The organism is Pseudomonas pharyngis (assembly GCF_021602345.1).
In the GTDB taxonomy this organism is placed as follows: Bacteria; Pseudomonadota; Gammaproteobacteria; order Pseudomonadales; family Pseudomonadaceae; genus Aquipseudomonas; species Aquipseudomonas pharyngis.
Genome location: NZ_BQID01000019.1, coordinates 33,019 through 59,566, shown reverse-complemented (window position 1 = coordinate 59,566; position 26,548 = coordinate 33,019). Strand labels below are relative to the sequence as shown.

The 26,548-nt window shown below is 60.8% G+C and carries 27 protein-coding genes; 4 read left to right on the top strand and 23 right to left on the bottom strand.

Annotated elements, in window-relative coordinates:
* Window positions 1–47 precede the first annotated feature (47 nt).
* The 3 genes from guaB to L6D74_RS26830 all read right to left on the bottom strand — a co-directional run bounded on the left by guaB (window position 48) and on the right by L6D74_RS26830 (window position 3,112).
* On the bottom strand, window positions 48–1,517 hold the full coding sequence (gene guaB, locus L6D74_RS26840) for an IMP dehydrogenase (RefSeq protein ID WP_011335798.1): 1,470 nt from the start codon (window positions 1,515–1,517) through the stop codon (window positions 48–50).
* Between the two features lie 115 nt (window positions 1,518–1,632).
* Window positions 1,633–2,181, bottom strand: a complete 549-nt coding sequence (locus L6D74_RS26835; RefSeq protein WP_011335799.1) for a hypothetical protein — start codon at window positions 2,179–2,181, stop codon at window positions 1,633–1,635.
* A 163-nt stretch (window positions 2,182–2,344) separates the two neighbouring features.
* Entirely contained in the window at window positions 2,345–3,112 is a 768-nt protein-coding gene (locus tag L6D74_RS26830) for a sulfite exporter TauE/SafE family protein (protein ID WP_064599231.1), read from the bottom strand.
* A 100-nt stretch (window positions 3,113–3,212) separates the two neighbouring features.
* On the opposite strand from L6D74_RS26830, the gene L6D74_RS26825 reads away from it, so the two are divergent.
* The 4 genes from L6D74_RS26825 to leuA all read left to right on the top strand — a co-directional run bounded on the left by L6D74_RS26825 (window position 3,213) and on the right by leuA (window position 8,362).
* Window positions 3,213–4,100 (top strand): LysR family transcriptional regulator, encoded by an 888-nt coding sequence (locus tag L6D74_RS26825; RefSeq protein ID WP_236191097.1) that lies wholly within the window; start codon window positions 3,213–3,215, stop codon window positions 4,098–4,100.
* Window positions 4,101–4,110: 10 nt separating this feature from the next.
* A complete protein-coding gene (xseA, locus tag L6D74_RS26820; RefSeq protein ID WP_236191096.1) occupies window positions 4,111–5,490 on the top strand; it encodes an exodeoxyribonuclease VII large subunit in 1,380 nt (459 codons plus the stop codon).
* Window positions 5,491–5,493: 3 nt separating this feature from the next.
* Window positions 5,494–6,315 (top strand): peptidoglycan DD-metalloendopeptidase family protein, encoded by an 822-nt coding sequence (locus L6D74_RS26815; RefSeq protein ID WP_169431770.1) that lies wholly within the window; start codon window positions 5,494–5,496, stop codon window positions 6,313–6,315.
* Window positions 6,316–6,682: 367 nt separating this feature from the next.
* Window positions 6,683–8,362: a 2-isopropylmalate synthase gene (leuA, locus tag L6D74_RS26810; protein WP_064599237.1), complete on the top strand. Its 1,680-nt coding sequence runs from the start codon at window positions 6,683–6,685 to the stop codon at window positions 8,360–8,362.
* A gap of 202 nt (window positions 8,363–8,564) precedes the next feature.
* On the opposite strand, the gene L6D74_RS26805 is transcribed toward leuA, so the two are convergent.
* The 20 genes from L6D74_RS26805 to cysE form a co-directional block, all read right to left on the bottom strand.
* Window positions 8,565–9,356 carry an amidohydrolase gene (locus tag L6D74_RS26805; RefSeq protein ID WP_236191095.1) on the bottom strand — a complete coding sequence of 264 codons (792 nt, stop codon included), beginning with the start codon at window positions 9,354–9,356 and terminating at the stop codon, window positions 8,565–8,567.
* Entirely contained in the window at window positions 9,344–10,498 is a 1,155-nt protein-coding gene (locus L6D74_RS26800; protein WP_236191094.1) for a pyridoxal phosphate-dependent aminotransferase, read from the bottom strand. Before L6D74_RS26800 ends, L6D74_RS26805 begins: the two co-directional genes overlap by 13 nt.
* 119 nt (window positions 10,499–10,617) lie before the next feature.
* Window positions 10,618–12,090, bottom strand: a complete 1,473-nt coding sequence (der, locus tag L6D74_RS26795) for a ribosome biogenesis GTPase Der (RefSeq protein ID WP_007956675.1) — start codon at window positions 12,088–12,090, stop codon at window positions 10,618–10,620.
* Between the two features lie 141 nt (window positions 12,091–12,231).
* Window positions 12,232–13,383, bottom strand: coding sequence for an outer membrane protein assembly factor BamB (bamB, locus tag L6D74_RS26790; protein WP_041475426.1), 1,152 nt, complete (start codon window positions 13,381–13,383; stop codon window positions 12,232–12,234).
* Window positions 13,376–14,017: a tetratricopeptide repeat protein gene (locus L6D74_RS26785; RefSeq protein ID WP_011335807.1), complete on the bottom strand. Its 642-nt coding sequence runs from the start codon at window positions 14,015–14,017 to the stop codon at window positions 13,376–13,378. The genes bamB and L6D74_RS26785 overlap by 8 nt, the downstream gene beginning before the upstream one ends.
* Before the next feature lie 41 nt (window positions 14,018–14,058).
* Window positions 14,059–15,348 (bottom strand): histidine--tRNA ligase, encoded by a 1,290-nt coding sequence (gene hisS / locus L6D74_RS26780; RefSeq protein WP_064383908.1) that lies wholly within the window; start codon window positions 15,346–15,348, stop codon window positions 14,059–14,061.
* 22 nt (window positions 15,349–15,370) lie between these two features.
* Window positions 15,371–16,480, bottom strand: coding sequence for a flavodoxin-dependent (E)-4-hydroxy-3-methylbut-2-enyl-diphosphate synthase (gene ispG / locus L6D74_RS26775; protein WP_007956680.1), 1,110 nt, complete (start codon window positions 16,478–16,480; stop codon window positions 15,371–15,373).
* Between the two features lie 3 nt (window positions 16,481–16,483).
* Window positions 16,484–17,533, bottom strand: coding sequence for a RodZ domain-containing protein (locus tag L6D74_RS26770; RefSeq protein WP_236191093.1), 1,050 nt, complete (start codon window positions 17,531–17,533; stop codon window positions 16,484–16,486).
* Window positions 17,533–18,291, bottom strand: coding sequence for a type IV pilus biogenesis/stability protein PilW (pilW, locus tag L6D74_RS26765; protein WP_007956682.1), 759 nt, complete (start codon window positions 18,289–18,291; stop codon window positions 17,533–17,535). The genes L6D74_RS26770 and pilW overlap by 1 nt, the downstream gene beginning before the upstream one ends.
* A gap of 12 nt (window positions 18,292–18,303) precedes the next feature.
* Window positions 18,304–19,452, bottom strand: a complete 1,149-nt coding sequence (gene rlmN / locus L6D74_RS26760; protein WP_007964428.1) for a dual-specificity RNA methyltransferase RlmN — start codon at window positions 19,450–19,452, stop codon at window positions 18,304–18,306.
* Between the two features lie 29 nt (window positions 19,453–19,481).
* Window positions 19,482–19,907, bottom strand: coding sequence for a nucleoside-diphosphate kinase (gene ndk / locus L6D74_RS26755; protein ID WP_039765715.1), 426 nt, complete (start codon window positions 19,905–19,907; stop codon window positions 19,482–19,484).
* A gap of 88 nt (window positions 19,908–19,995) precedes the next feature.
* Entirely contained in the window at window positions 19,996–20,196 is a 201-nt protein-coding gene (gene iscX / locus L6D74_RS26750; protein WP_008084655.1) for a Fe-S cluster assembly protein IscX, read from the bottom strand.
* A 14-nt stretch (window positions 20,197–20,210) separates the two neighbouring features.
* Window positions 20,211–20,552 carry an ISC system 2Fe-2S type ferredoxin gene (fdx, locus tag L6D74_RS26745; protein WP_007956685.1) on the bottom strand — a complete coding sequence of 114 codons (342 nt, stop codon included), beginning with the start codon at window positions 20,550–20,552 and terminating at the stop codon, window positions 20,211–20,213.
* Window positions 20,552–22,417 carry a Fe-S protein assembly chaperone HscA gene (gene hscA, locus L6D74_RS26740; RefSeq protein ID WP_085649335.1) on the bottom strand — a complete coding sequence of 622 codons (1,866 nt, stop codon included), beginning with the start codon at window positions 22,415–22,417 and terminating at the stop codon, window positions 20,552–20,554. Before hscA ends, fdx begins: the two co-directional genes overlap by 1 nt.
* A 51-nt stretch (window positions 22,418–22,468) precedes the next feature.
* The gene (hscB, locus tag L6D74_RS26735; protein WP_011335815.1) at window positions 22,469–22,990 is read right to left on the bottom strand and encodes a co-chaperone HscB; all 522 of its coding nucleotides are present in this window, start codon (window positions 22,988–22,990) and stop codon (window positions 22,469–22,471) included.
* 8 nt (window positions 22,991–22,998) lie between these two features.
* Entirely contained in the window at window positions 22,999–23,322 is a 324-nt protein-coding gene (gene iscA / locus L6D74_RS26730; RefSeq protein ID WP_003227904.1) for an iron-sulfur cluster assembly protein IscA, read from the bottom strand.
* 34 nt (window positions 23,323–23,356) lie between these two features.
* Window positions 23,357–23,743, bottom strand: a complete 387-nt coding sequence (gene iscU / locus L6D74_RS26725) for a Fe-S cluster assembly scaffold IscU (RefSeq protein WP_003227907.1) — start codon at window positions 23,741–23,743, stop codon at window positions 23,357–23,359.
* A 101-nt stretch (window positions 23,744–23,844) separates the two neighbouring features.
* Window positions 23,845–25,059, bottom strand: a complete 1,215-nt coding sequence (locus tag L6D74_RS26720; RefSeq protein ID WP_064599246.1) for an IscS subfamily cysteine desulfurase — start codon at window positions 25,057–25,059, stop codon at window positions 23,845–23,847.
* A 50-nt stretch (window positions 25,060–25,109) separates the two neighbouring features.
* The gene (gene iscR, locus L6D74_RS26715) at window positions 25,110–25,601 is read right to left on the bottom strand and encodes a Fe-S cluster assembly transcriptional regulator IscR (protein WP_007956690.1); all 492 of its coding nucleotides are present in this window, start codon (window positions 25,599–25,601) and stop codon (window positions 25,110–25,112) included.
* Between the two features lie 168 nt (window positions 25,602–25,769).
* Window positions 25,770–26,546: a serine O-acetyltransferase gene (cysE, locus tag L6D74_RS26710; protein ID WP_007956691.1), complete on the bottom strand. Its 777-nt coding sequence runs from the start codon at window positions 26,544–26,546 to the stop codon at window positions 25,770–25,772.
* Between the last annotated feature and the right edge of the window lie 2 nt (window positions 26,547–26,548).

Genomic DNA, 26,548 nt, shown 5'->3' with positions numbered 1-26,548 from the left:
GGGGCTGAATAAAACAGCCCCGGTCATTTAACGTTTTGCTTGAAGCCTCAACCTACGCGGTAGTTTGGCGCTTCCTTGGTGATCTGCACGTCGTGAACGTGGGATTCGGCCATGCCGGCACCGGTGATCCGCACGAACTCAGGCTTGGTGCGCATTTCTTCGATGTTGGCGCTGCCGGTGTAACCCATCGAAGAACGCAGACCGCCCATCAACTGGTGGATGATCGCGCTCAGGGTGCCCTTGTAAGGAACACGGCCTTCGATGCCTTCCGGAACGAGTTTCTCGGCGCCTGCCGAGGAGTCCTGGAAGTAACGGTCGGAAGAACCTTGAGCCTGGGACATGGCGCCCAGCGAACCCATGCCGCGATAAGCCTTGTAGGAACGGCCCTGGAACAGTTCGATCTCGCCCGGTGCTTCTTCGGTACCGGCGAACATCGAGCCCATCATCACGCAGGAAGCACCGGCCACGATGGCCTTGGACAGGTCACCGGAGAAACGGATGCCGCCGTCGGCGATCAACGGAACACCGGTGCCTTCAAGGGCAGCGGCGACGTTGGCGATGGCACTGATTTGCGGAACGCCGACACCGGCGACGATACGGGTGGTGCAGATCGAGCCAGGGCCGATGCCGACCTTGACCGCGTCGGCGCCGGCTTCGGCCAGGGCCTTGGCGGCTGCGCCGGTGGCGATGTTGCCGCCGATCACCTGCACTTCAGGGAAATTCTCTTTGACCCAGCGAACGCGGTCGATCACGCCTTTGGAGTGACCGTGTGCGGTGTCGACCACCACCACGTCCACGCCGGCATTGACCAGGGCTGCAACGCGGTCACCGGTGTCTTTACCGGTACCGACCGCAGCGCCGACGCGCAGACGACCTTGGTCGTCCTTGCTGGCCAGCGGGTAGGCCTTGGCTTTTTCGATGTCTTTGACGGTCATCATGCCTTTGAGGGCAAACTTGTCGTCGACGATCAGGACTTTTTCCAGGCGGTGCTTGTGCAGCAGCTCGCGGACTTCGTTCTTGTCGGCGCCTTCGCGAACAGTGACCAGACGCTCTTTCGGCGTCATCACTTCACGAACGGTGGCATCCAGACGGGTTTCGAAACGTACGTCACGGGAAGTGACGATGCCGACCAGGTCGCCATCGTGCAGCACCGGAACGCCGGAAATGTTGTGCATGCGGGTCAGTTCGAACAGATCACGAACCGTGGCGTCAGCCTCGATGGTGATTGGGTCCTTGACCACACCGGCTTCGAACTTCTTGACCTTGCGAACTTCGGCAGCTTGCTGCTCGATGGTCATGTTCTTGTGGATAATGCCGATGCCACCTTCCTGAGCCATGGCGATTGCCAGACGGGCTTCGGTGACGGTGTCCATGGCGGCAGAAACCAGAGGAATGTTCAGCTCGATGCCACGGGTAAGGCGGGTCTTCAGACTGACTTCGTTAGGAAGCACCTCGGAATAACCGGGCACTAGGAGAATGTCGTCGAAGGTCAGAGCTTCTTGGCTGATACGCAGCATCGCGGGGGCTCCCGAGCGGGAAAATGGAAGCGCGCCATTATACTCAGACACCCTACCGGGCTCAATGTAAAACTTGTCTTATATCAATGTTGCTGATGTACGGGAAAAACGCCCCCTACAACTCGACCTTGACCCAGCTCACCGGTTGATCCAGCCAATCGGCGAATTCGTCGATGAAACTCTGCTTGAAGCCAGCCTCCAGCCAGTTGTTGAAGATGAAACCGAGGTTGGAAAACCCGCACTCCTGCAAATACAGGAAACCGTTGATGTCGTCCTCATGCCCGCATTCCGGGCAGGTGAAGTTATCGGTGCGGCCCGGCATCCAGTCTTCCAGGCTTTCGAACAGCGCTTCACCGATTTCCTGACGGCATTCGGCACAACCGGCTTCTTCGAGAAACCCCTTGGCCGGGGTGTAGATGCAGCGCTTGGTGATGACCTCGAGACCGTTGATCGGCTCGCCGAACGGCAGCGCCTCGGGGTGCAGCACCACCGCACGGGCACCATCGGCGATGGCGTAGGCCATGCGATTGCCGGTACGTCCGCAAGTGCTCAGCTCTTCCTTGACGATGTTCTTGCGCACCAGCCAGCGCAGAATCGCCCGAGCGCGGGGCTCGTGCACCGGCAGGTTGGAGATTTTCGGGACGATGATGCTCTGCGAATTCATGAAAAGTCCTGCGGTATGGCTTCTGACGCCTTCGCGGGCAAGCCCGCTCCCACAAGGTTCTCAGTCGCTCACACATCCTGTGTACATCTGAGAAATCTGTGGGAGCGGGCTTGCCCGCGAAGAGGCCCTAAAGGCCGGCAGCTTAATCCCTGAGCCACTCAGGTCAAGTGCTTAAATAGCGGCCGATCAGCGCAATCCCGCTCGCCAGCACCAGCCAGGTCACCAGCCGCACGAAGGCCTCGCGGGACAGGCGCATGGTCAACCGCCGCCCGACCCACAAGCCCAGCGCCATAGCCGGCAACAGACATAGCGCAAGCATCAACAAGGGTAGCTCGGCATACACCCCGGCGATGGCAAACAGGCTCAAACGCACCACCGTGCTGCAACTGATCAGCGCACTTTGCGTGGCCCGCGCCGCGTCCTTGGGCAATCGACTGTTGAGGTAGATCGCATAAAGAAAGCCGCCGCTGCCAAACAATGCCCCGAACAGCCCGCCCACGGTGCCCATCGGCAACGCCCACCCGGCAGACAATTGCGCCGGCCGCGCCTTGATCCACAAGCTGTAGATCGCATAAGCACTGATGAACAATCCCATCAACAGCAACAGCAGATCGGACTTGAGGTTAAGCAGAAAAATCACCCCCAGCGTGCACCCCAGCGCCATGCACGGCAGCAGCCGCAGCAACTCCGGTTTCGCCACATCCCGCCGCGACGGCAGCAAATTGCCGAACGCCGCGACGAAATCCAGCAGCACCAGCAACGGCACGATTTTCGACAGCGGCATGAACAGAATCAGAATCGGCCCCGCTACCAACGCCGTACCGAAACCGGCAATCCCGAACACGATGTAGGCCAACGCGATGGCCAATCCGATCACCACCCAGCCCTGGGCGCCCCACGACCATTCGCTCAACAACCCCGCCACGCTCATCCGTTCGCTTCCTTTATAAGTCTGCGATGACTTTAGCCAGCGCCGAGGGTTGCGACTAATATCTTCGAAACCGCCAAGCCATCTCGAAAAGGCATGCCTCGTGCTTTCAACCCGTCAATTGCGTTACTTCGTGGAAATCGCCGAGAGCGGCAGCTTCAGTGCCGCTGCCGGACGGCTGTTCATTGCTCAGTCGGCGCTGAGCCGGCAGATCAAGGACATGGAAACCCGCCTGCAAACGCCGCTGTTCGAACGCACCGCACGCCAACCCCGGCTCACCGCCGCTGGCGAAGCGTTCCTGCCCCGGGCGAGAAACCTGCTCAATGAACTGAACAAGGCCAGCACCCTGGCCACGGAAATCGGCCAGGGCCAGCGCGGCATCTTGCGCGTGTGTCACTCCAGCACCGTGCCGATCAGCGGCCGACTGTTGCGCGACATGAGCGCATATCTGGAGCAGCAACCCGGCGTTTCGCTGGACATCGGCTCGCTCTCCTCGGAAGCACAACTTGAAGAACTGGCCGAGGGCCGCCTCGATATCGGCCTTCTGCGCCTGCCGGTGCTGCGCCAGCGCGAGGGCGTTCAGATTGTGCCGCTCTACACCGAACGTTTGCTGCTTGCCGTGCCCGCGGATCATCGACTGGCGTTGGCGGAGGCAGTCGACCTGGCGCAACTGAAAGACGAAGCATTCATTTCCATCCCGCACCCGCAGCGCGGCGGGCTGAGCTATTTGTGCGCCGACCTGTGCATGCGTCACGGCTTCTTCCCCCAGGCTGCGCGGGTGATGTCGCGCAAAACCACGCAATTGCAGTTGATCCAGGCCGGATTCGGCATTGCTCTGTTGCCGGAATCGATGCAGGACATCGCGCCCACCGGTGTGAGATTTCTGCCGCTGACCGGCGATTGCCAGAGCACCGTCGCCCTCGCTTCTCGGCAAAATCCCACACCTCTGGTGCGACACTTCCTCCAGACATTCACCGGCGAATGCCTTTAAACTGCGCCCCATGATTAGAGATCCCTTTGCAAGACTCGGCCTGGACCGAGAAGTCCTGACCGTCAGCCAGCTCAACGGCCGCGCGCGGGTGTTGCTCGAAGACGTGTTCAGCAACATCTGGGTCGAAGGCGAAATCTCCAACCTCGCCCGCCCGGCGTCCGGCCACGTGTATTTCACGCTCAAGGACAGTGGCGCGCAGGTGCGTTGCGCGCTGTTCCGCCAGAATGCGGCGCGTGTGCGTCAGGCGCTGAAGGATGGCCTGGCGGTCAAGGTGCGCGGCAAGGTCTCGCTGTTCGAAGGGCGTGGCGACTATCAGCTGATCCTCGACACCGTGGAGCCGGCCGGTGACGGTGCCCTGCGCCTGGCCTTCGATGCCTTGAAGGAAAAGCTCAGCGCCGAAGGCCTGTTCAGTGCCGAGCGCAAGGTGCCGCTGCCGGCGCACCCGCAGCGCATCGGCATCATCAGTTCGCCGACCGGCGCGGTGATTCGCGACATTATCAGCGTGTTCCGCCGCCGCGCGCCGCAGGTGCAACTGACGCTGATTCCCACCGCCGTTCAGGGCCGCGAAGCCACCGCGCAGATCGTCCGCGCCCTAAAACTGGCGGATGCCCGTGGGTTCGACGCGCTGATCCTGGCCCGTGGCGGCGGCTCGCTGGAAGACCTCTGGTGCTTCAACGAAGAGGCGGTGGCCCGGGCGGTGGATGCCTGCGTCACGCCGATCGTCAGCGCAGTCGGCCATGAAACCGATGTGTCGATCAGTGACTTCGTGGCGGATGTGCGTGCGCCGACGCCGTCCGCTGCTGCTGAACTGCTTGCCCCGGATTCCAGCCATCTGATCCGTCAGGTCGAAAGCCTGCATCGCCGGTTGGTGATGCGCATGCGTGACCGCTTGATGCGCGATCGCCTGCGCCTTGAAGGCATGACCCGCCGCTTGCGCCATCCTGGCGAGCGTCTGCGTCAACAGGCACAGCGGCTGGATGATCTGGACATGCGCATGCGTCGGGCGTTCGAGCGCCAGCTCAATACCCGTCGTGAACGCCTGATCCGTCTGGAAACCCGCCTCGCCGGGCAGCATCCGGGACGCCAGCTGGCCCTGTTGCGCCAGCGTCTCGACAGCCTCGCCGAACGTCTGCCACGCGCCATGAACGAAGGCCTGAAACGTCGTCGCCTACAGTTGCAAAGCCAGATGCAGACCCTGCACGTGGTCAGCCCGCTGGCGACCCTCGGTCGTGGCTACAGCATTCTGCTGGATGAGCGCGGCAACGCGATTCGTAACGCCGCGCAGACCCACACCGGCCAGCGCCTCAAGGCCAGACTGGGCGAAGGCGAACTGCAAGTGCGCGTCGAGGACAATCACCTGACGCCTGTCACCCTTTCTTTACTGGACTGATCCATGCCGCGTTTTCTCGCTCCGCTGCTGTTGCTGTGCCTGACCTTCAACGCCCACGCCGACAGTTACATCACCCGCCTGCTGAACAAACCGGTGCCGGGCGGCGTGGCGGTCGTCGATCTGGGGACCGCTGCGCAAGCGCCGAAAGCCACGTATCAGGGCAAACCGGTGCTGGTGGTCAAGGAGCAGAACAACTGGCTGGCGATTGTCGGCGTTCCGTTGACCGTCAAACCTGGCGCTCAGCAGATCAGCAGTGGCGGCCGTAACCTCAGCTTCAGTGTCGGCAACAAGAAATACCCGGAACAGCACATCACCCTGAAGAACACTCAACAGGTCAATCCAAACCCGGCCAACCTCAAGCGCATCGAGGGCGAACTGGCCGAGCAGATCAAGGCCTATCGCAGCTTCAGCCCGAATACCCCGAGCAATCTGCTGCTGGACAAACCGGTCAACGGGCCGCTGTCGAGCAAGTTCGGCGTGCGCCGTTTCTTCAACGGTGAAGAACGCAATCCGCACGCAGGTCTGGACTTCGCGGTGCCGGCGGGCACACCGATCAAGACCCCGGCGGCGGGCAAGGTGATCCTGATCGGCAACTACTTCTTCAATGGCAACACCGTGTTCGTCGACCACGGCCAGGGCTTCATCAGCATGTTCTGCCATATGTCGAAGATAGATGTGCAGAACGGCCAGCAACTGGCGCGCGGTGCGGTGGTGGGTAAGGTTGGCGCTACAGGTCGGGCGACCGGGCCGCACATGCACTGGAACGTCAGCCTGAACGATGCGCGGGTCGATCCGGCGATTTTCATTGGGGCATTCCAGCCTTGATTTGTGGGTGAAGCGACTGGCCCCATCGCGAGCAAGCTCGCTACCACAGGGATTGCGCACGACGAACGGACTGCGCAATCTCTGCAAACATTCACTTTGATTCAGAGAATAAAATCTCGGAAAAAACCACTTTCCGGGTATTCCTCTCAATTTTTTCCGACTGCTTGCCATCCTCATCCCTCGCGGTTAGGGTTGAGGGCATGAAAACCTCTCACACCCTCATTCAGCTTCGCCAGCACCGCAGCCTGTGCCTCGTCAGCGCACGACTGCCGGGCTGAATCGCTGCGCCTCGTCCCACGCTTTTCCAAGAACGTTCGTTACACCGGCAGGCCGCCTCTTTTCGGCCCAGACAATAAGGAATTTCCCGATGAGCATGCTCAAAGACCCGTCTTCGAAATACCGCGCGTTTCCTGTGATCAACCTGCCGGACCGCACCTGGCCGTCGAAAACCATCAATGCCGCGCCGATCTGGTGCAGCTCCGACCTGCGTGACGGCAACCAGTCGTTGATCGAGCCAATGGACGCGGTGAAAAAACTGCGCTTCTGGAAAACCCTGGTGCAGGTGGGTGTGAAGGAGATCGAGGCGTCGTTCCCGGCCGCTTCGCAAACCGACTTCGACTTCGTGCGCACTTTGATCGAAGACGGCCACATCCCGGACGACACCACTATTCAAGTGCTGACCCAAGGCCGTGAAGACCTGATCGAGCGCACTTTCGAATCCCTGCGCGGGGCGAAAAAAGCCATCGTTCACCTGTACAACGCCACCTCCCCTTCTTTCCGTCGCATCGTCTTCAACCAGGACAAGGACGGGATCAAGGCCATCGCCGTGAACGCTGCCAAGCTGTTCGTCAAATACGCCGCCATGCAGCCGGACACCGAGTGGACCTTCGAGTACTCGCCGGAAACCTTCAGCGCCACCGAGCTGGAATTCGCCAAGGAAGTCTGTGACGCGGTGATCGAGGTCTGGAACCCGACGCCTGAGCACAAGATCATCCTCAACCTGCCGGCCACCGTTGAATGCGCGACCCCAAACGTCTACGCCGACCAGATCGAGTGGTTCCACCGCAACATCAACCGTCGTGACAGTGTGATCATCAGCCTGCACACCCACAACGACCGTGGCACCGGCGTGGCCGCCACCGAGTTGGGCCTGATGGCCGGCGCCGACCGCGTCGAAGGCTGCCTGTTCGGCAACGGCGAGCGCACCGGCAACGTCGACCTCGTGACCGTGGCACTGAACATGTACACCCAGGGCCTCGACCCGCAACTGGACTTCTCCGACATCGACGGGGTGCGCAAAGTCGTTGAAGAGTGCAACCAGATCCAGGTTCACCCGCGCCACCCATACGTCGGTGACCTGGTGCACACCGCGTTCTCCGGCTCCCACCAGGACGCGATCCGCAAGGGCTTCGCCCAGCAGAAATCCGACGCACTGTGGGAAGTACCGTACCTGCCGATCGACCCGGCCGACATCGGCCGCAGCTACGAGGCGGTGATCCGCGTCAACAGCCAGTCGGGCAAGGGCGGCATCGCCTACTTGCTGGAACAGGAATACGGCATCAGCCTGCCACGTCGCATGCAGATCGAATTCAGCCAGGTCGTGCAGCGTGAAACCGACCGTCTGGGTCTGGAGATGACTGCCCAACAAATCCACGCGCTGTTGCACAGCGAATACCTGCAAGCCAACACCCCGTACGCGCTGGTCAGCCATCGCCTGCAGGAAGAAAACGGCAACAGCGCCGTCGAAGTGGAAGTGGCGAGCAAGGGTCAGGGCGAAACCAATCTGCACTGGCGCGGCAAGGGCAACGGCGCGCTGGAAGCGCTGGTGGCCGGTCTGCCGATTCCGGTGGAGATCATGGACTACAACGAACACGCCATCGGCGCGGGCACCAACGCCAAGGCGGCGGCCTACATCGAACTGCGTGTGAACGGCGAACGTGCGGTGCACGGCGTGGGCATCGATGAAAACATCACCACCGCCAGCTTCAAGGCCCTGTTCAGCGCGCTGAACCGCTCGCTGAGCCAGCCGGAAGCGAAAGCGGCGTAACTGACCGCTGCAATACGAAAGACCCCGGAGTGCGAACTCCGGGGCCTTTTTTTGCCTGCCGTTTTAGTGCTGTCTGTAATTACCCCTTCGCGGGCAAGCCCGCTCCCACAGGGGACGCCGGTGCACCCCAGACTCATGCACACCATAGAACACTGTGGGAGCGGGCTTGCCCGCGAAAAGGCTTTTGCAGACGCTGCAAATGTCAGGTGAACTCGAAGGTGTCGGCATCCAGATTCGCGGGGAACCGCTCGCGGTAAGCCGCCAGCGAAGCCGCTTCCAGAACCACCTTGAACACCCCGTCAGCCTCTCCCGCCGCCAGCAACGTCTCGCCCTGGAAATCCAGCACCTGACTGTCGCCGGTATACGCGAAACCCTTGCCATCGGTGCCAACCCGGTTGACTGCCGCCACATAGCACAGGTTTTCAATGGCGCGAGCCGGCAGCAACCGGTTCCAGTGCTGACGCCGTGCGCCCGGCCAGTTGGCGGTGTACAGCAGCAGGTCGGTGTCCTGAGCGTCGCGACTCCACACCGGGAAGCGCAAGTCGTAGCAAATCAGCGGACGCACCCGCCAGCCCTTGAGTTCGAACTGCACTTGGCGCTCGCCGGGCGTGTAATGATTGTGCTCGCCGGCCATGCGGAACAGGTGGCGTTTGTCGTAATGCAGCACTTCGCCGTCCGGCCGCGCCCACAGCAAGCGGTTGCGGTGGCTGCCGTCGGCCGCCTGGATAATCACGCTGCCCGTGACGACGGCGTTCAGCTTCGCTGCCTGGGAACGCAGCCATTTGCTGGTCGGGCCGTTTTCGGCTTCGGCCAGGGTTTCGGATTCCATGGAGAATCCGGTAGTGAACATCTCCGGCAGGATGATCAGATCCGCACCCCGCGCCTGTTCGAGCAAAACGTCGAAATGCTCGAGATTGGCCTGACGATCATGCCAGGCCAGGCTGGTCTGGATCAGCGCCAGATTCAGATCGGGCAACGCACTCAGATCACGCATAGTTTGGCCGCCGCTTCCCGCAGCGTCTCCTCACGTTTGGCAAAGCACAGGCGCACCAGGCGCTGGCCTTCGGGTGGACTCTGGTAGAACACCGACACCGGAATACTCGCAACGCCGTGCTCGCGGGTCATCCACATCGCCATCTCGACATCGTTCAGGTCAGGGCGAATCTGCGAGTAATCGACCAACTGAAAATAGGTGCCGGTGACCCGAGTGAAACTGAATCGCGACGGCGCCAGCAGATCACAGAACAGATCGCGCTTGGCCTGATAGAAGCCCGGCAGCTCTTCGACGTGTTCCGGATGCTCGGCCATGTAATCGGCCAGGGCGTACTGCAACGGTGTCACGCCACAGAAGCTGACGTACTGGTGCACCTTGCGCAGCTCCGCACTCAGGGCCGGCGGCGCCACGACGTAGCCGGTTTTCCAGCCGGTGACGTGATAAGTCTTGCCGAACGAGCTGACCACGAAGGCGCGCTGATACAGCTCTTCATGGGCCAGCACGCTGACATGCGGGACGCCGTCGAACACCAGGTGTTCGTAGACTTCGTCGCTGATCACGTAGATGTCGCGATCACGGATCAACGCTGCCAGTTGATCCAGCTCGGCACGGCTGATCAGCGCACCGCTCGGGTTGTGCGGGGTGTTGAGGATGATCATCCGCGTGCGCGGGCTCAGGGCTGCGCTGAGTTTGTCGAAATCGATGGAGAAATCTTTCAGCCCAAGTTGCACATGCACGCAGCGTCCGCCGGCCAGCTCTACTGCGGGCTCATAGCTGTCGTAAGCTGGGTCGAACACGATGACTTCGTCACCGCTGTGGATAACCGCCTGGATCGCACAGAAGATTGCCTGGGTCGCGCCAGGGGTCACGGTGACTTCGGTATCGGCATCGGCATCGACGTTGGCGCCATAACTGCGGGCGATCTTTGCCGCAATCTGCTGGCGCAGCGCCGGCAGGCCGGTCATGGGCGAATACTGGTTATGGCCACTGGCGATGTGTCGACCGACCGCGTCACGCAGTGCCTGCGGGCCGTCGAAATCGGGAAAACCCTGGGAAAGGTTGATCGCTCCGGTCTGCGCCGCGAGCTGAGACATCTGCGTGAAAATAGTGATGCCGACATTCGGCAACTTGCTGGTGATCATCGGGGTTCCCTGCTCTGCCCCGGCTCTGACGACGGCGCGGGAGAGCCCGAGGATAGCCCATCCGGCGCCCATAAAAAAAGGGCGCCAAACGGCGCCCCTTCTATCTGTTCGCAACGACCTTACTTCTTGTCGCGGCGCTTCTTGCTGGCTTTCTTGTTGTGCGACATCAAGCGACGCTTCTTGTTGACCTGGCGGTCGGTCAGCGTGTTCTTGTTGCCTTCGTACGGGTTCTCGCCACCCTTGAACTCGATACGGATCGGCGTACCGACCAGTTTGAGCACACGGCGGTAAGTGTTTTCCAGATAGCGTACGTACGACTTCGGCACTTTCTCGATCTGGTTGCCGTGGATCACGATGATCGGCGGGTTCGCACCACCCAGGTGAGCGTAACGCAGTTTGATCCGGCGGCTGTTGACCATCGGCGGTTGGTGCTCGCTGACCGCGTCTTCGAGAATCTGCGTCAGGCGGCTGGTCGGCCAGCGGGTGACCGCGGACTTGAACGAGTTCTGCACCGAGGCGTAGAGGTTGCCCACGCCAGTGCCGTGCAGTGCCGAGATGAAGTGGATATCGGCGAAGTCAACGAAGAACAACCGACGCTGCAACTCGACCTTCACGAAGTCGCGCTCGCTTGGCGTCATGCCGTCCCATTTGTTGATCGCGATCACCAGCGCACGACCTGCTTCAAGGGCGAAGCCCAGCAGGTTGAGGTCGTGATCGACCACGCCTTCGCGGGCGTCCATCACGAAGATCACCACGTTGGCGTCTTTGATCGCCTGCAGGGTTTTGACCACGGAGAATTTTTCGACTTCTTCGTGGATCTTGCCGCGCTTGCGCACGCCGGCGGTGTCGATCAGCGTGTACTTCTCGTCGTTACGCTCGAACGGGATGTAGATACTGTCGCGGGTGGTGCCGGGCTGGTCATAGACGATTACCCGGTCTTCACCGAGCATGCGGTTGACCAGAGTCGACTTGCCGACGTTCGGACGGCCGATGATGGCAATCTTGATCCCGTCTTTTTCGCTCGGGCCAGGAATGCGCTTGGCTTCCTCGCCTTCAGCGACCACTTCTTCCTCTTCACCTTCGGCCGGCTCGTCATCATCGCGCGGGAAGTCGCTCAGGGCGGCTTCCAGCAATTGCGTGATGCCGCGACCGTGGGCGCCGGCGATCGGGATGGCGTGGCCCATGCCCAGCGGGGCGAATTCGGCGCGGGCCATTTCCGGATCGATGTTGTCGACCTTGTTGGCCACCACGTGAGAACGCTTGTTACGTTTGCGCAAGTGTTCGGCGATCATCTGGTCGGCGGCAGTGAAACCGGCCTTGGCATCTACCAGGAACAGAACGACGTCCGCTTCTTCGATGGCCAGCAGCGACTGCTCGGCCATTTTTTCGTCCATACCATGCTCGTCACCGGAGATACCGCCGGTGTCGATCAGAATGTAGGAACGCCCTTGCCACTTGGCCTCACCGTACTGGCGATCACGGGTCAGACCGGACAAGTCGCCGACGATGGCGTCGCGAGTCCTGGTCAGGCGGTTGAACAAGGTGGACTTGCCGACGTTCGGTCGGCCCACCAGGGCGATTACGGGAACCATGCGGCTCTCCACTTCGTTATTTCAGAAAATACAAAAGCCGCTGCGAGGCAGCGGCTGGTGCTCGGGGCAACACCCGTGGGTGCTGCAAACCCTGCAGAAGCAGGGCCGCCTGGGGAATTAACCCCAAGCATAGTCAAACCATTACTTGATGGTCAGGGCTTCCAGTTTGCCGCTGTTGCCATACACATAAATCGTGTCACCCACCACCAGCGGACGGGCACGCAGGCCGTCGCTGTCGATACGCTCGCGGCCGACGAAACGACCGTCCACCTGACTCAGCAGGTGCAGGTAACCTTCCAGGTCACCGACTGCAACGTAGCTGGAGAACACTTCCGGCGCCGACAGTTGACGACGGGCCAGCGAGTCGTTGCTCCACAGGGCTGTGGTGGAACGCTCGTCGACGCCTTCAACGGTACCCGACGACAGGCTTACGTAGACGTTGCCGAAACCCTGGGCAACACCGGCGTAGCTCGACGCGTCGCGCTGCCAGAGTTGACGACCGCTTTCCAGATCCAGTGCCGCAACGCGACCCTGATAGCTGGCAACGTACAGGGTACCGCCGGACAGCAGCAGACCGCCGTCGATGTCGACCACGCGCTCCAGTTCCGAACGACCTTGTGGAATCGCGATCCGCTGTTCCCAGACCGGCACGCCGTTGGAAATGTCGAGCGCGACCACTTTACCGGTCGACAGGCCAGCCACCGCGAGGCGGTTGGTGACGATCGGTGCGCTGGTACCGCGCAGGGTCAGTACGGCCGGAGTGCTGTCATACACCCAACGCTGATTGCCGGTGGACGCGTCCAGACCGATCAGACGATCGTCCTGGGTCTGTACCACCACCACGTCACCGTTGCTGGCCGGTGGCGCGAGGACTTCGCTGTTGACGCGCGAGCGCCACTTTTCTTCACCGTTGATGGCGTCGAGGGCAACGACTTCACCGCGCAGGGTGCCGACCATGACCAGACCGTAACCCACGCCAACGGCGCCGGACACAGGCAGTTCGAGGTCTTTCTTCCATTTCACGTCGCCGTTGCCGCGATCCAGGCCCATCACGATACCGGTCACATCGGCCGCGTAGATGGTGTCACCGTCGATCGCCGGCACCAGCATGTTGTACGTTTCGCCCTGACCGTCACCGATCGAGCGGCTCCACTGCTTGTGCAGGACCACTTCTTCTTTGAAGTCGGTCAGCTCGGCCGGTGGCAGTTCTTTTTTGCTGTTGCTGCTGCAACCCGCGGCCAGAATGGCCAGAGCCAGCAATGCTGCATGCTTCCAACGGATCACGTCACGCATCCCCTTTGGCCAGGTCGTCCAGCTTGATTTGAAGGCCACCGACCGCCGCTTCATCCGACAGTGCCGCCTTGGCTTTTTGATACGCCGCGTTCGCTTCGTCGGTGCGGCCCAGCTGTACCAGCAGGTCGCCCTTGAGTTCTTCGCGAGTGGCCAGGAACGACTTGTCGGCATCGCCTTCGAGCAGTTTCAGGGCTTCATCGGCCTTGTTCTGTGCGCCCAGTACCTGCGCCAGACGCTGACGGGCGATTTCGCCCAGCGCCGGGTTGGCCGGTTTGGCAACGATGGCCTTGAGTTCGGTCGCCGCGTCGTCCAGCTTGCCGCTGTCGACCGCGACCTTGGCCACGAACAGGCTGCCGTACTGCGCGTAGGCAGAACCGCCGAATTCGCTGTTGAGCTTGCCGGCCAGATCCGCAACGCGCGCGGCGTCAGGCTTGCCATCCGGGGTCAGCGTGGTTTCCAGCAATTGCTGATAGAGCACCGAGGCGCCTTGCGACTGGTTGCTCTGATACTTGTGATATGCCTGCCAGCCGAACACGATGACCAGCGCCAACAGGCCGCCGGTGACCAGAGGTTTGCCGTTGCGTGTCCACCAGTCCTTCAAATCCGCCAACTGTTCGTCTTCGGTACTCGACACCCCAATACTCCTTAATCGCTAAATCGGCTGTTTGGACAGCTTCAACCCTGCACGACGCAGGTGGCCAGGTGTGCAGCGAGCGCATCCCAGGCAATGCTTTGTTGTTCGCCCTGGCCACGCAGGGGTTTGAAACCTACCACTTGCTGGGCCATTTCGTCGTCACCGAGGATCAGTGCGTACAGCGCACCGCTCTTGTCGGCTTTCTTGAACTGGCTCTTGAAGCTGCCAGCGCCGGCATTGACTTGCAGGCGCAGGTTGGGCAGTTGGTCGCGTACCCGCTCGGCCAGGGCCAGACCGGCCAGCTCTGCTTCTTCGCCGAAGGCGCAGAGATAGACGTCGACCTGACGGGAGATTTCTTCCGGGATCTGCTCCAGGGTTTCCAGCAGCAGCACCAGACGCTCGATGCCCATGGCGAAACCGACGCCCGGGGTCGGCTTGCCGCCCATCTGCTCGACCAGACCGTCATAGCGCCCACCCGCGCAGACGGTGCCCTGGGCGCCGAGCTTGTCGGTGACCCATTCGAATACGGTTTTGCTGTAGTAATCCAGACCACGCACCAGCTTCGGGTTGAGCACGTAAGGAATGCCGACGGCATCCAGACGGGCCTTCAGGCCTTCGAAGTGGGCACGGGATTCGTCATCCAGGTAATCCGCCATTTTCGGCGCATCGACCAGCACCGCTTGAGTGTCGGCATTTTTGGTGTCGAGCACGCGCAGCGGGTTGGTCTTCAGGCGACGCTGGCTGTCTTCGTCCAGTTTGTCGTGGTGCGCCGAGAGGTACTCGACCAGCGCTTCACGATAACGGCCGCGGGACTCGCTGGTGCCGAGGCTGTTGAGCTCGAGCTTGACCGCATCGCGGATGCCCAGCTCGCCCCACAGGCGCCAGGTCATGATGATCAGCTCGGCGTCGATGTCCGGACCGTCGAGGTTGAACACCTCCAGACCGATCTGGTGGAACTGGCGATAACGGCCTTTCTGCGGACGCTCGTGACGGAACATCGGGCCGATGTACCAGAGTTTCTGCACCTGGCCACCGCCAGTGATGCCGTGCTCGAGCACCGCACGCACGCACGCGGCCGTGCCTTCCGGACGCAGGGTCAGCGAGTCGCCGTTGCGGTCTTCGAAGGTGTACATCTCTTTTTCGACGATGTCGGTCACTTCACCGATCGAGCGCTTGAACAGCTCGGTGAACTCGACGATCGGCATGCGGATCTGCTTGTAACCGTAGTTATCCAGCAGGCGCGAAACGGTGCCTTCAAAATAGCGCCATACCGGCGTCTGTTCCGGCAGGATGTCGTTCATGCCACGAATGGCTTGCAGAGACTTGCTCACAGAAATTCCTTAGTTCGTTCGATCAGCCGCGCGCAATAACCGCTGCGTCAGCTTCGACCTTCTCGGCCGCTTTCTCGCGGATCAGCTTTTCCAGCTCGTCCACCAGATTGTCATTCGTCAGTTTCTGCGACGGCTTGCCGTCGATGTAAATCAGGTTTGGCGTGCCGCCGGTCAAGCCGATATGGGCTTCCTTGGCTTCGCCGGGGCCGTTGACCACGCAACCGATCACCGCGACATCCAGCGGCACCAGCAGGTCTTCAAGGCGCCCTTCCAGCTCGTTCATGGTCTTGACCACATCGAAGTTCTGCCGCGAGCAGCTCGGGCAGGCGATGAAGTTGATGCCACGGGAACGCAGATGCAAAGACTTGAGAATGTCGTAACCGACCTTCACTTCCTCGACCGGGTCGGCCGCCAGCGAGATGCGGATAGTATCGCCAATCCCCTCGGCGAGCAGCATACCTAGGCCCACGGCGGATTTCACTGTACCGGAGCGCAATCCACCGGCTTCGGTGATGCCCAGGTGCAGCGGCTGGACGATTTCCTTGGCCAGCAGACGGTAGGCTTCAACGGCCATGAACACGTCAGAGGCCTTCACGCTGACCTTGAAGTCCTGGAAATTCAGGCGCTCGAGGTGTTCGACGTGGCGCAGGGCGGACTCGACCAGCGCGGCCGGCGTCGGCTCGCCGTATTTCTTTTGCAGGTCTTTTTCCAGGGAACCGGCGTTGACGCCGATGCGGATCGGGATCCCGCGGTCACGGGCGGCATCGACCACCGCACGCACGCGGTCTTCGCGACCGATGTTGCCCGGGTTGATGCGCAGGCAGTCCACACCCAGTTCGGCCACGCGCAGAGCGATCTTGTAGTCGAAATGGATATCGGCAACCAACGGCACCTTGACCAGTTGCTTGATCTTGCCGAACGCCTCGGCGGCGTCCATGTCCGGTACCGAAACACGGACGATGTCGACGCCGGCGGCTTCCAGACGGTTGATCTGCGCGACGGTGGCAGCGACGTCATTGGTGTCGCTGTTGGTCATGCTCTGCACAGCGATAGGGGCATCGCCGCCCACGGGCACGTTACCTACCCAGATCTTGCGCGATTCGCGACGTTTGATTGGAGATTCGCCGTGCATGACTTATTGACCCAATTTCAGGCGAGCGGTCTCGCCACTGGTGAACGGAGCGACATCGACCGGCTGGCCGTTGTAGCTGACCTGCGCGCCACGGGCAACGCCCAGACGCACGGCAAACGGAGGCTTGCCGACGACAGACAGGCTGTCGCCCTTGCGCTTGAGGCCGCTGTACAGAACCTTGCCGCTGCCATCGGTCACCTGCGTCCAGCAATCGGCGATGAATTGCACCTGAACCTGGCCCTGACCTGCCACCGGAGCAACAGGCGCTGTCGGCGCGGGCGCGGTGACGGCCGGAGCAGTGACGGTCGGTGCAGGCGTGGCCGGAACAGCAGGCGCAGGAGTTGCTGGAGCAGCAACCACAGGCGCTGGCGTATGAGCCGGTGTAGCCGGAGTAGCGGCTGGCGCAGCGGGTGCCGGAGCAACCGGTGCAGTGGCTGGAGCTGCGGCCTCGGTCTCGGCTCCGGTCGATTCAGCCGTGGTTTCCGATTGAGGCAGCGCCAGAGCGGTCGAGCCCTCGGCCTCGCCTTCCGCGACGGCCTGGTCTTCCGGCTCGTCCAGCGGATGAATCTGGGTGGTGCCGTCGGCGCCTTCGACTTCGACGTGCTCCGGCGCCAGGCCGATCAGGTCCTTGGTACGCAGCGAGGTCTGATCCTGCCACCAGACGAAACCGCCGCCGATGACCGCGATCAGCAGCAACAGGCTGACGATACGCAAAATGGTGTGGGAAACCCGCACTGGCTCTTCGATACGGCCCAGGGCGTGGACGTTGCTGCCCTGGGAATCGGTGCCGGTGGACTGGTCGAATTGCTGGACCAGAACGGTCTGGTCCATGCCGAGCAATTTGGCGTAGGCGCGAATGTAGCCGCGAGCGAAGGTATGCCCGGGCAACTTGTCGAATGCGCCGGCTTCAAGATTGCTCAGGGAAGTCACGGTGAGGTTGAGCTTGAGGGCCACTTCGGCCAGCGACCAGCCATTGCTTTCGCGGGCCTGGCGCAGGGTCTCACCGGGGTTAACGCGATTCGCTGCTACAACTTCGGGATGCGCCGCTTTCATCATTGCTCCGACAGGTATTGCTGATATTCCGGCGTACCGGGATAGAGTCGTTTTAATTGCAGGCCCGCACTGGCGGCCTTGTCGCGATCTTCAAATACTTTTGCCAACCGAACGGCGAGCAACAGACTACGTGCATTTTGCTCGGAGAGCTGGCTGAAACGGTCGTAATAGTCACGCGCGGGCACATAATGCCTGTCTTCGAATGACAACTCAGCCATTTCCAGCAATGCCCGTGGCTGCTGGCGGTTCAAACGCAGCGCTTTTTCCAGCTGCTGCTGCGCCAGATCACGCTGCCCGAGCTTCGCCGCCGTCATGCCGAGGTTCTCGAACACCCGCGAACGCTCAGGATACAGGGTATCGGCGGCCGCCTGTTCAAAACGCTCGTAGGCTTCCTTGTAACGCTGTTCTTCGTAGAGAAAACTGCCGTAGTTGTTGAGGATGCGCGCATCGGCGGGACGGGAGGACAAGGCTTTGCGGAAGTGTTCGTCAGCAAGCGCAGGTTCCATTTCGGCCTGGAACACCAGCCCCAGCGCGGCATTGGCGTCGGGATCCGAACCGTCCAGCTCCAGGGCTTTCTTCAGTGGAACCTTGGCCCGTTCGGTCATGCCCTGCTGCAAGTATCCCAGCCCCAGCTGCACGTAGGCAGCCCGCGCTTCGTCACGGCCCTTGCTGGTCTTCATCGGGTTGTAATCGCCCGACAGGACACAACCAGCACACAGGCTGGCCAACAGCAACAGCAGCGCAAAGCGCAGGGACATAGAGATCCTCTCTTAGTTAGTGTTCGCGGCGTTCTGTGCCAGATCGCTGTCGGCGCTCAATTCACGCACGGCGATGTAACGTTCGCTGCGACGGGTGCGATCCAGCACCTGCCCTACCAATTGACCACAAGCCGCGTCGATGTCTTCACCACGGGTGGTGCGCACGGTGACGTTGAAACCGGCCTGGTGAAGCTGATCCTGGAACCGGCGGATGGCGTTGTTGCTCGGCCGCTCGTACCCGGAATGCGGGAACGGGTTGAACGGAATCAGGTTGATCTTGCATGGAATATCTTTGAGCAGCTCGATCATTTCCACGGCGTGCTCAAGCTTGTCGTTGACGTCCTTGAGCAAGGTGTACTCGATGGTCAGCACACGTTTCTCGCCAAGGGCGGACATGTAGCGCTGGCACGACTCGAGCAGCATCTTAAGCGGATATTTCTTGTTGATCGGCACCAATTGGTTACGCAATGCGTCATTCGGTGCGTGCAGGGACAACGCCAGGGATACGTCGATGTGCTTGGCCAGCTCATCGATCATCGGCACCACGCCCGATGTGGACAGGGTCACGCGGCGCTTGGAGATCCCGTAGCCCAGGTCATCCATCATCAGATGCATGGCGGCCACGACGTTATCGAAGTTCAGCAGCGGTTCGCCCATGCCCATCATCACCACGTTGGTGATGGCGCGGTCGATGGTAGCCGGAACACTGCCGAAGGATTTGTTGGCAATCCACACCTGACCGATGACTTCGGCGGCGGTGAGGTTGCTGTTGAAGCCTTGCTTGCCGGTGGAGCAGAAACTGCAGTCCAGGGCACAGCCTGCCTGGGACGAAACGCACAGAGTGCCGCGCTTGCCCTGGGGAATGTAAACGGTCTCGACACAGCTGCCGGACGCCACGCGCACCACCCACTTACGGGTGCCGTCGCTGGAAATGTCCTCGCTGACCACTTCGGGACCACGGACCTCAGCAACAGCCTTGAGCTTTTCGCGCAAGGCCTTGCTGACGTTCGTCATGGCGTCGAAATCATCGACGCCAAAGTGGTGAATCCATTTCATTACCTGACCGGCACGGAAACGCTTCTCCCCGATTGAGTCGAAGAATTTTTCCATTTCCGGCTGGGTCAGACCCAGCAGGTTGGTTTTAACAGTCGATGTCGTCATGGATTCACCTTCACTCTTTAAGCCAATGCTTAGCGAGTGGTTACTTCAGTAGCTGCGAAGAAGTAAGCGATTTCGCGAGCAGCAGCGGCTTCGGAGTCCGAACCGTGAACAGCGTTGGCGTCGATCGATTCAGCGAAGTCAGCACGGATGGTGCCTGGAGCAGCTTCTTTAGGGTTGGTAGCGCCCATCAGCTCACGGTTGCGAGCGATGGCGTTTTCGCCTTCCAGAACCTGAACGACAACTGGACCCGAAGTCATGAAGGCAACCAGGTCGCCGAAGAAACCACGAGCGCTGTGCTCAGCGTAGAAGCCTTCGGCTTCGGCTTTGGACAGTTGCTTCAGTTTCGAAGCTACAACGCGCAGGCCAGCGTCTTCGAAGCGAGTGGTGATCTTGCCGATCACGTTTTTAGCAACGGCGTCAGGCTTGATGATGGAGAAAGTACGTTGAACAGCCATGGTGTAACTCCAGAAACGGTAATTTGCGAAAAATTAAACCCGCGAATTATACGCGGGTTCTTGGGTATTGCCTAACCTGCGAGGACGATCAGTCCAATTCTTCGGCCCAGAGAGTCTGAACCGCCTCCAACACCTTCTCGCCAACACGACCAGAGGTATTGTCGAAATCCGGCAGCTCTTTGATCCATTGCTGCAGGTCGACGAAATTGACAGAAAACGGGTCTACACCCGGTTTGGCTTCCGCCAGCTCTTCTGCAATACGTTGAACATCATTCCAACCGTAGCTCATGACAGTCTTACCAGTCAGTGCGGCGCTTCGGCCGCATGGTTAAGCGAATATTTCGGAATTTCGACGGTGATGTCTTCTTCACCGACGATCGCCTGACAGGCCAGGCGCGACTGGGCTTCCAGGCCCCAGGCACGATCAAGGAAATCTTCCTCCAACTCGTCGGCTTCTTCCAGCGAGTCAAAACCCTCGCGGATGATGCAGTGACAAGTGGTGCAGGCGCAGACGCCGCCGCAGGCGCTTTCCATCTCGATGTGGTGCTCGTGAGCCAGTTCGAGGATCGACGTGCCGGGCGCAGCGTCAACGACCATGCCTTCAGGGCAGAACTTCTCGTGGGGCAGAAAAATGACCTGCGGCATCAGATATCCTCGATTTCATTCAGATTGCGCCCGGACAGAGCGGCTTTCACCGTCTGATCCATACGACGGGCTGCAAAAGCATCGGTCACTTGCGACAGACGCTTGGTCTGCTGCTCGATGGCGTACCCATCGGTACCTTTCATCAGTTCGGTCAGTTCCTGCACTTGCAACTCGATGACCATGCGCTCTTCAGCGTCGAGCAAACGCTCGCCATCCGCCTCCAGAGCGCCCTGCACCGCTTCGATCAGGCGCTGGGCATCGACCTGCTGCTCGCGAAGAACGCGGGCGACTTTGTCGTCATTGGCGTGCTGGAACGAATCTTTCAGCATCTTGGCGATTTCGCCGTCGGTCAGGCCGTAGGACGGTTTGACCTGGATGCTCGCTTCAACGCCCGAACCCAGCTCACGGGCAGAGACGCTGAGCAGACCATCGGCATCGACCTGGAAGGTCACACGAATTTTTGCCGCACCAGCTACCATCGCCGGGATGCCGCGCAATTCGAAGCGAGCCAGGGAGCGACAATCGGAGATCAACTCACGCTCGCCCTGCAACACGTGGATCGCCATCGCCGACTGGCCGTCTTTATAAGTGGTGAAGTCCTGGGCACGAGCGACGGGGATGGTGGTGTTGCGTGGAATCACCTTCTCCATCAGGCCGCCCATGGTTTCCAGCCCCAAGGACAGCGGAATCACGTCGAGCAGCAGCAGTTCGCCGCCATCACGCTTGTTGCCGGCCAGCGTATCGGCCTGGATCGCGGCACCGATGGCCACCACTTGATCCGGGTCGATTTCGGTCAGCGGCTGACGACCGAAGGCTTCGGCGACGGCTTCGCGAACACGTGGAACGCGGGTCGAGCCACCGACCATGACCACGGCGTGCACGTCTTCCAGCTCGACGCCGGAATCGCGCACGGCGCGGCGGCAGGCTTTCAGGCTGCGAGCGACCATTGGCTCGATCAGCGCATCGAAGGCTTCACGGGTCAGCTGTGCTGTCCAGTCGCCGTAGGCAACTTCAACACTGTCGGCATCAGTAAGGGCTTCTTTGGCTGCGCAAGCGGTTTGCAGCAGACTGCGTTGCGCACCCGGATCGAGGTCGGCGGACAAACCGGCGCTCTCGATGATCCAGCCGGCAATCGCATGATCGAAGTCATCGCCGCCCAGCGCGCTGTCGCCGCCAGTAGCGAGGACTTCGAAGACACCGCCGGTCAGGCGCAGAATCGAAATGTCGAAGGTGCCGCCGCCCAGATCGTAAATGGCGACTAGGCCTTCGGCATGCTGATCCAGACCGTATGCCACCGCCGCAGCGGTCGGCTCGTTGAGCAGACGCAACACGTTCAGACCGGCAAGTTTCGCCGCGTCCTTCGTGGCCTGGCGCTGAGCATCGTCGAAGTACGCCGGAACGGTGATCACCGCGCCCACCAGCTCACCGCCAAGGGTGGCTTCGGCGCGCTGACGCAATACTTTCAGGATATCGGCGGAAACTTCGACCGGGCTTTTCGGGCCCTGCACGGTGTCGATGAACGGCATGTGCGATTCGCCGCCGACAAAGCGGTACGGCAGTTGATCGCCCAATTGCTTGACGTCGGACAGACCACGACCCATCAGGCGCTTGACCGACAGCACGGTATTCAGGGGATCGGAGGATGCGGCCAGCTTGGCTGACTCGCCGACTTCGACGCGATCGGCGTGATAACGCACGGCGGAAGGCAGGATGACCCGCCCTTCGGCGTCGGCCAGCGGCTCGGAAAGACCACTGCGCAACGCAGCGACCAGCGAATTGGTAGTGCCCAAGTCGATCCCCACAGCCAGACGACGCTGGTGCGGTTGAGGACTTTGGCCGGGTTCGGCGATCTGCAGTAGGGCCATCGTGATCAGGACTTATCTGTATATCAGGCGTGCGACCGGAGCGGCACTGGGTTAATCGTCGAGGCGCTCTTCTAACTGGCGCACTTCGTAGGTGAGCTTGTCGAGGAACTGCATGCGCCGCATCAGGCGTTCGGCCTGTTCGCGCTGCGCTGCATCATCCCAACAGGCTGCGAAGCTTTCGTTGAGCTCTTCCTGGGCGGTTTTCAGGCGACGCTTGAACGCCGCGACACCGGCCAGGTCGGCACTGTCCTGCAGATCTTCGAGCTCTTCGCGCCATTGCATCTGCTGCAGAAGAAACTCGGGATCGTGGACGGTGACTTCCATCGGCACTTCATGCCCGCTGATGGTCAGCAGGTAGCGTGCGCGCTGGGCCGGACTCTTGAGCGTCTGGTAGGCATCATTGAGCCGCGCAGACTGCTCGAGCGCCGACCGCTGCTCGCGCTCGGAAGCATCGGCAAAGCGGTCAGGATGAACGCCGCGCGCCAACTCGCGATAGCGCGTGGCCAACTGCTCGAGATCCAGACGAAAGCCCGGCTGCAGCTCGAATAAAGCGAAATGACAAGGAATACCCACGACAAGCCTCAGATGTTGAAGCTTTCGCCGCAGCCACACTCACCGCGTACGTTGGGGTTGTTGAACTTGAAGCCTTCGTTCAACCCTTCCTTGACGAAATCGAGCTCGGTGCCGTCGAGGTAGGCCAGGCTCTTCGGGTCGATGATCACTTTTTCGCCGTGACTCTCGAACACCTGATCTTCTGCAACCACCTCATCGACAAACTCCAGCACGTAGGCAAGGCCGGAACAGCCCGTGGTGCGAACACCCAGACGAATCCCTTCACCCTTGCCGCGCCCGTCGAGGGAGCGCCGCACGTGTCGAGCAGCCGCTTCTGTCATGCTGATAGCCATCGTTGACTCCTTACTCGTCGCCAAATCTTGAAAGTCAGATCAAGCCTTTCTTCTGCTTGTAATCGCGAACGGCCGCCTTGATGGCGTCTTCAGCGAGAACCGAGCAGTGGATTTTCACTGGCGGCAGGGCCAGTTCTTCGGCCAGCTGAGTGTTCTTGATGGTTTCAGCTTCGTCCAGGGTCTTGCCCTTCATCCACTCGGTAGCGAGGGAGCTGGAGGCGATAGCCGAACCGCAGCCGTAGGTCTTGAACTTGGCGTCTTCGATAACGCCCTGATCGTTGACCTTGATTTGCAGACGCATCACGTCGCCGCACGCCGGAGCGCCGACCATGCCGGTGCCGACATCAGGATCTTCCGCGTTCATCTTGCCGACGTTGCGCGGGTTTTCGTAGTGGTCGATGACCTTTTCGCTGTAAGCCATGATTCTCAATCCTCACTCATCAGGGCCGCTCTTGAGACCCTGCAACTGCGCTGCGTAAACCGCCGCGTCGCTACAGGATCTGTATCCGGCGGCTTCTATATTTAGTGTGCCGCCCACTCGATCTTCGAGATATCGACGCCGTCTTTGTACATGTCCCACAGCGGCGACAGAGCGCGCAGCTTGGTAACGGCCTCGCAGACTTTCTGCGCGGCGTAATCGATTTCTTCTTCGGTGGTGAAGCGGCCGAAGGTGAAACGGATCGAGCTGTGTGCCAGTTCGTCGTTGCGGCCCAGGGCGCGCAGTACGTACGAAGGCTCAAGCGACGCCGAGGTGCAGGCCGAACCGGACGAAACCGCCAGATCCTTGAGCGCCATGATCAGCGACTCGCCTTCAACGTAGTTGAAGCTCAGGTTCAGGTTGTGCGGAACGCGAGCGGTCAGGCTGCCGTTGACGTACAGCTCTTCCAGGTGCTCGACCTGCTTGTAGAAACGGTCGCTCAACGCCTTGATACGGACGTTTTCGGCAGCCATGTCTTCCTTGGCCACACGGAACGCTTCACCCATGCCGACGATCTGGTGGGTCGCCAGGGTACCGGAACGCATGCCGCGCTCGTGACCGCCGCCGTGCATGGTCGCTTCGATGCGCACACGCGGCTTGCGGCTGACGTACAGCGCGCCGATGCCTTTAGGGCCGTAGGTTTTGTGAGCGGAGAACGACATCATGTCGACTTTCAGTTTCTGCAGGTCGATCTCGACCTTGCCAGTGGACTGAGCGGCATCGACATGGAACAGGATGCCCTTGGAGCGAGTCAGCTCGCCGATGGCGGCGATGTCGTTGACGGTACCGATTTCGTTGTTCACGTGCATCACCGACACCAGGATGGTGTCTTCGCGCAGCGCGGCTTCGATCATGGCCGGCGTGATCAGGCCATCTTCGGTCGGATCGAGGTAGGTGACTTCGAAACCTTCACGCTCCAGTTGGCGCATGGTGTCGAGGACAGCCTTGTGTTCGATCTTGGAGGTGATCAGGTGCTTGCCCTTGGAGGCGTAGAAATGTGCCGCACCCTTGATTGCCAGGTTGTCGGACTCGGTGGCACCGGAGGTCCAGACGATTTCACGCGGGTCGGCGTTGACCAGATCGGCAACCTGACGACGGGCGTTTTCGACGGACTCTTCGGCTTTCCAGCCGAACACGTGGGAACGGGACGCCGGGTTACCGAAGTTTCCGTCGACCAGCAGGCATTCACTCATTTTTTGCGCAACGCGCGGATCGACCGGGGTGGTCGCAGAGTAATCAAGGTAAATCGGCAATTTCATGGACTATCTCCTAAATCAGGCTGGCTGGCGTGCCGCTAGCTCTCTGGCTGTCATTCGACGGCGGACGCTTCAATCTTGTCCAGGCGCGGCGCCTTGCCATTGCAACGACGCTGATCCTGACGCTGGGCCACTTCCTGCACCTCACGGCGAGTTACGAGGTCGGCCAAGCTGATACCGCTGAGAAATTCGTGAATCTGCAGGCTCAGGTCGCACCACAGGTGATGGGTCAGGCAGGTGTCACCGGAGTGGCAATCGCCCTGGCCCTGGCATTTTGTTGCATCGACCGATTCGTTCACCGCATCGATCACCTGAGCCACCTGGATGCCCTGCATGTCGCGGGACAACTGGTAGCCACCGCCCGGACCGCGAACACTGGAAACCAGGTTACTGCGGCGCAGCTTGGCGAAAAGCTGTTCGAGATAGGACAGGGAGATGCCTTGGCGCTCGGAGATATCGGCCAGGGACACCGGCCCGTGTTGCGCGTGCAACGCCAGGTCAAGCATGGCGGTCACGGCGTATCGGCCTTTTGTAGTCAGTCGCATGGACAATTACCACGGAGTTCGGAATGGGCGGGAGTATGCAATTCCCGAGCATTTAAGTCAACTATAAGACCTAGTGCTTTAGTCGGGTTTACCCGCAAAAGAGCGCGCGAATGATAGCAGGGTCTGCGGCCTAATGGCACACCGGTTGGCAGCAGCCCTGCAAGTGCGTCAGTGGAGCTTGGATTCGTCCTTACCCTTGACGCAGGCGAAGTCTTCTTCACGCAGCTCGGGCAGATCTTTCGCACAGTAATTACTGCCCAGATCCTTCAGCGCACCGCACATCCCCTCCAGACGCCCATCCACCGCTTGCAGGTGATCGAGCAACTGGCCGATGGCGCGCGCCACCGGGTCGGGCATGTCTTCGCTGACGCCATAGGCATCGAAGCCGATCTTCTCGGCCATCGCTTTGCGCTTGGCGTCGGCCTCGTCATCGGACTTGACGATGATCCGCCCCGGAATCCCCACCACGGTAGCACCCGGAGGCACTTCCTTGGTGACCACGGCATTGGAACCGACCTTGGCGCCGGCACCCACAGTGAACGGACCGAGCACCTTCGCGCCCGCTCCCACCACCACGCCATCGCCGAGGGTCGGGTGACGCTTGCCCTTGTTCCAGCTGGTACCGCCGAGCGTCACGCCCTGATAGATCGTCACGTCATCGCCGATTTCAGCGGTTTCGCCGATCACAATGCCCATGCCGTGGTCGATGAAGAAGCGTCGACCGACCTTGGCACCCGGATGGATCTCGATCCCGGTCAGCCAGCGACCGAAGTTCGACACCAGCCGCGCCAGCCATTTCAAATCATTGCGCCAGAGCATGCCGGCCAGTCGATGAATCCAGATCGCATGCATGCCGGGGTAGCAGGTCAGGACTTCAAAAGCGTTACGCGCCGCCGGGTCTCGGTGGAATACGCTCTGGATATCTTCACGCAAACGCTCGAACATCA

Coding starts and splice junctions, on each gene's coding strand:
- guaB (WP_011335798.1), bottom strand. CDS start 1,517: ATGCTGCGTATCAGCCAAGAAGCTCTGACCTTCGACGACATTCTCCTA.
- L6D74_RS26835 (WP_011335799.1), bottom strand. CDS start 2,181: ATGAATTCGCAGAGCATCATCGTCCCGAAAATCTCCAACCTGCCGGTG.
- L6D74_RS26830 (WP_064599231.1), bottom strand. CDS start 3,112: ATGAGCGTGGCGGGGTTGTTGAGCGAATGGTCGTGGGGCGCCCAGGGC.
- xseA (WP_236191096.1), top strand. CDS start 4,111: ATGATTAGAGATCCCTTTGCAAGACTCGGCCTGGACCGAGAAGTCCTG.
- L6D74_RS26815 (WP_169431770.1), top strand. CDS start 5,494: ATGCCGCGTTTTCTCGCTCCGCTGCTGTTGCTGTGCCTGACCTTCAAC.
- leuA (WP_064599237.1), top strand. CDS start 6,683: ATGAGCATGCTCAAAGACCCGTCTTCGAAATACCGCGCGTTTCCTGTG.
- L6D74_RS26805 (WP_236191095.1), bottom strand. CDS start 9,356: ATGCGTGATCTGAGTGCGTTGCCCGATCTGAATCTGGCGCTGATCCAG.
- L6D74_RS26800 (WP_236191094.1), bottom strand. CDS start 10,498: ATGATCACCAGCAAGTTGCCGAATGTCGGCATCACTATTTTCACGCAG.
- der (WP_007956675.1), bottom strand. CDS start 12,090: ATGGTTCCCGTAATCGCCCTGGTGGGCCGACCGAACGTCGGCAAGTCC.
- bamB (WP_041475426.1), bottom strand. CDS start 13,383: ATGCGTGACGTGATCCGTTGGAAGCATGCAGCATTGCTGGCTCTGGCC.
- ispG (WP_007956680.1), bottom strand. CDS start 16,480: ATGCACGGCGAATCTCCAATCAAACGTCGCGAATCGCGCAAGATCTGG.
- L6D74_RS26770 (WP_236191093.1), bottom strand. CDS start 17,533: ATGAAAGCGGCGCATCCCGAAGTTGTAGCAGCGAATCGCGTTAACCCC.
- pilW (WP_007956682.1), bottom strand. CDS start 18,291: ATGTCCCTGCGCTTTGCGCTGCTGTTGCTGTTGGCCAGCCTGTGTGCT.
- rlmN (WP_007964428.1), bottom strand. CDS start 19,452: ATGACGACATCGACTGTTAAAACCAACCTGCTGGGTCTGACCCAGCCG.
- ndk (WP_039765715.1), bottom strand. CDS start 19,907: ATGGCTGTTCAACGTACTTTCTCCATCATCAAGCCTGACGCCGTTGCT.
- iscX (WP_008084655.1), bottom strand. CDS start 20,196: ATGAGCTACGGTTGGAATGATGTTCAACGTATTGCAGAAGAGCTGGCG.
- fdx (WP_007956685.1), bottom strand. CDS start 20,552: ATGCCGCAGGTCATTTTTCTGCCCCACGAGAAGTTCTGCCCTGAAGGC.
- hscA (WP_085649335.1), bottom strand. CDS start 22,417: ATGGCCCTACTGCAGATCGCCGAACCCGGCCAAAGTCCTCAACCGCAC.
- iscA (WP_003227904.1), bottom strand. CDS start 23,322: ATGGCTATCAGCATGACAGAAGCGGCTGCTCGACACGTGCGGCGCTCC.
- iscU (WP_003227907.1), bottom strand. CDS start 23,743: ATGGCTTACAGCGAAAAGGTCATCGACCACTACGAAAACCCGCGCAAC.
- L6D74_RS26720 (WP_064599246.1), bottom strand. CDS start 25,059: ATGAAATTGCCGATTTACCTTGATTACTCTGCGACCACCCCGGTCGAT.
- iscR (WP_007956690.1), bottom strand. CDS start 25,601: ATGCGACTGACTACAAAAGGCCGATACGCCGTGACCGCCATGCTTGAC.
- cysE (WP_007956691.1), bottom strand. CDS start 26,546: ATGTTCGAGCGTTTGCGTGAAGATATCCAGAGCGTATTCCACCGAGAC.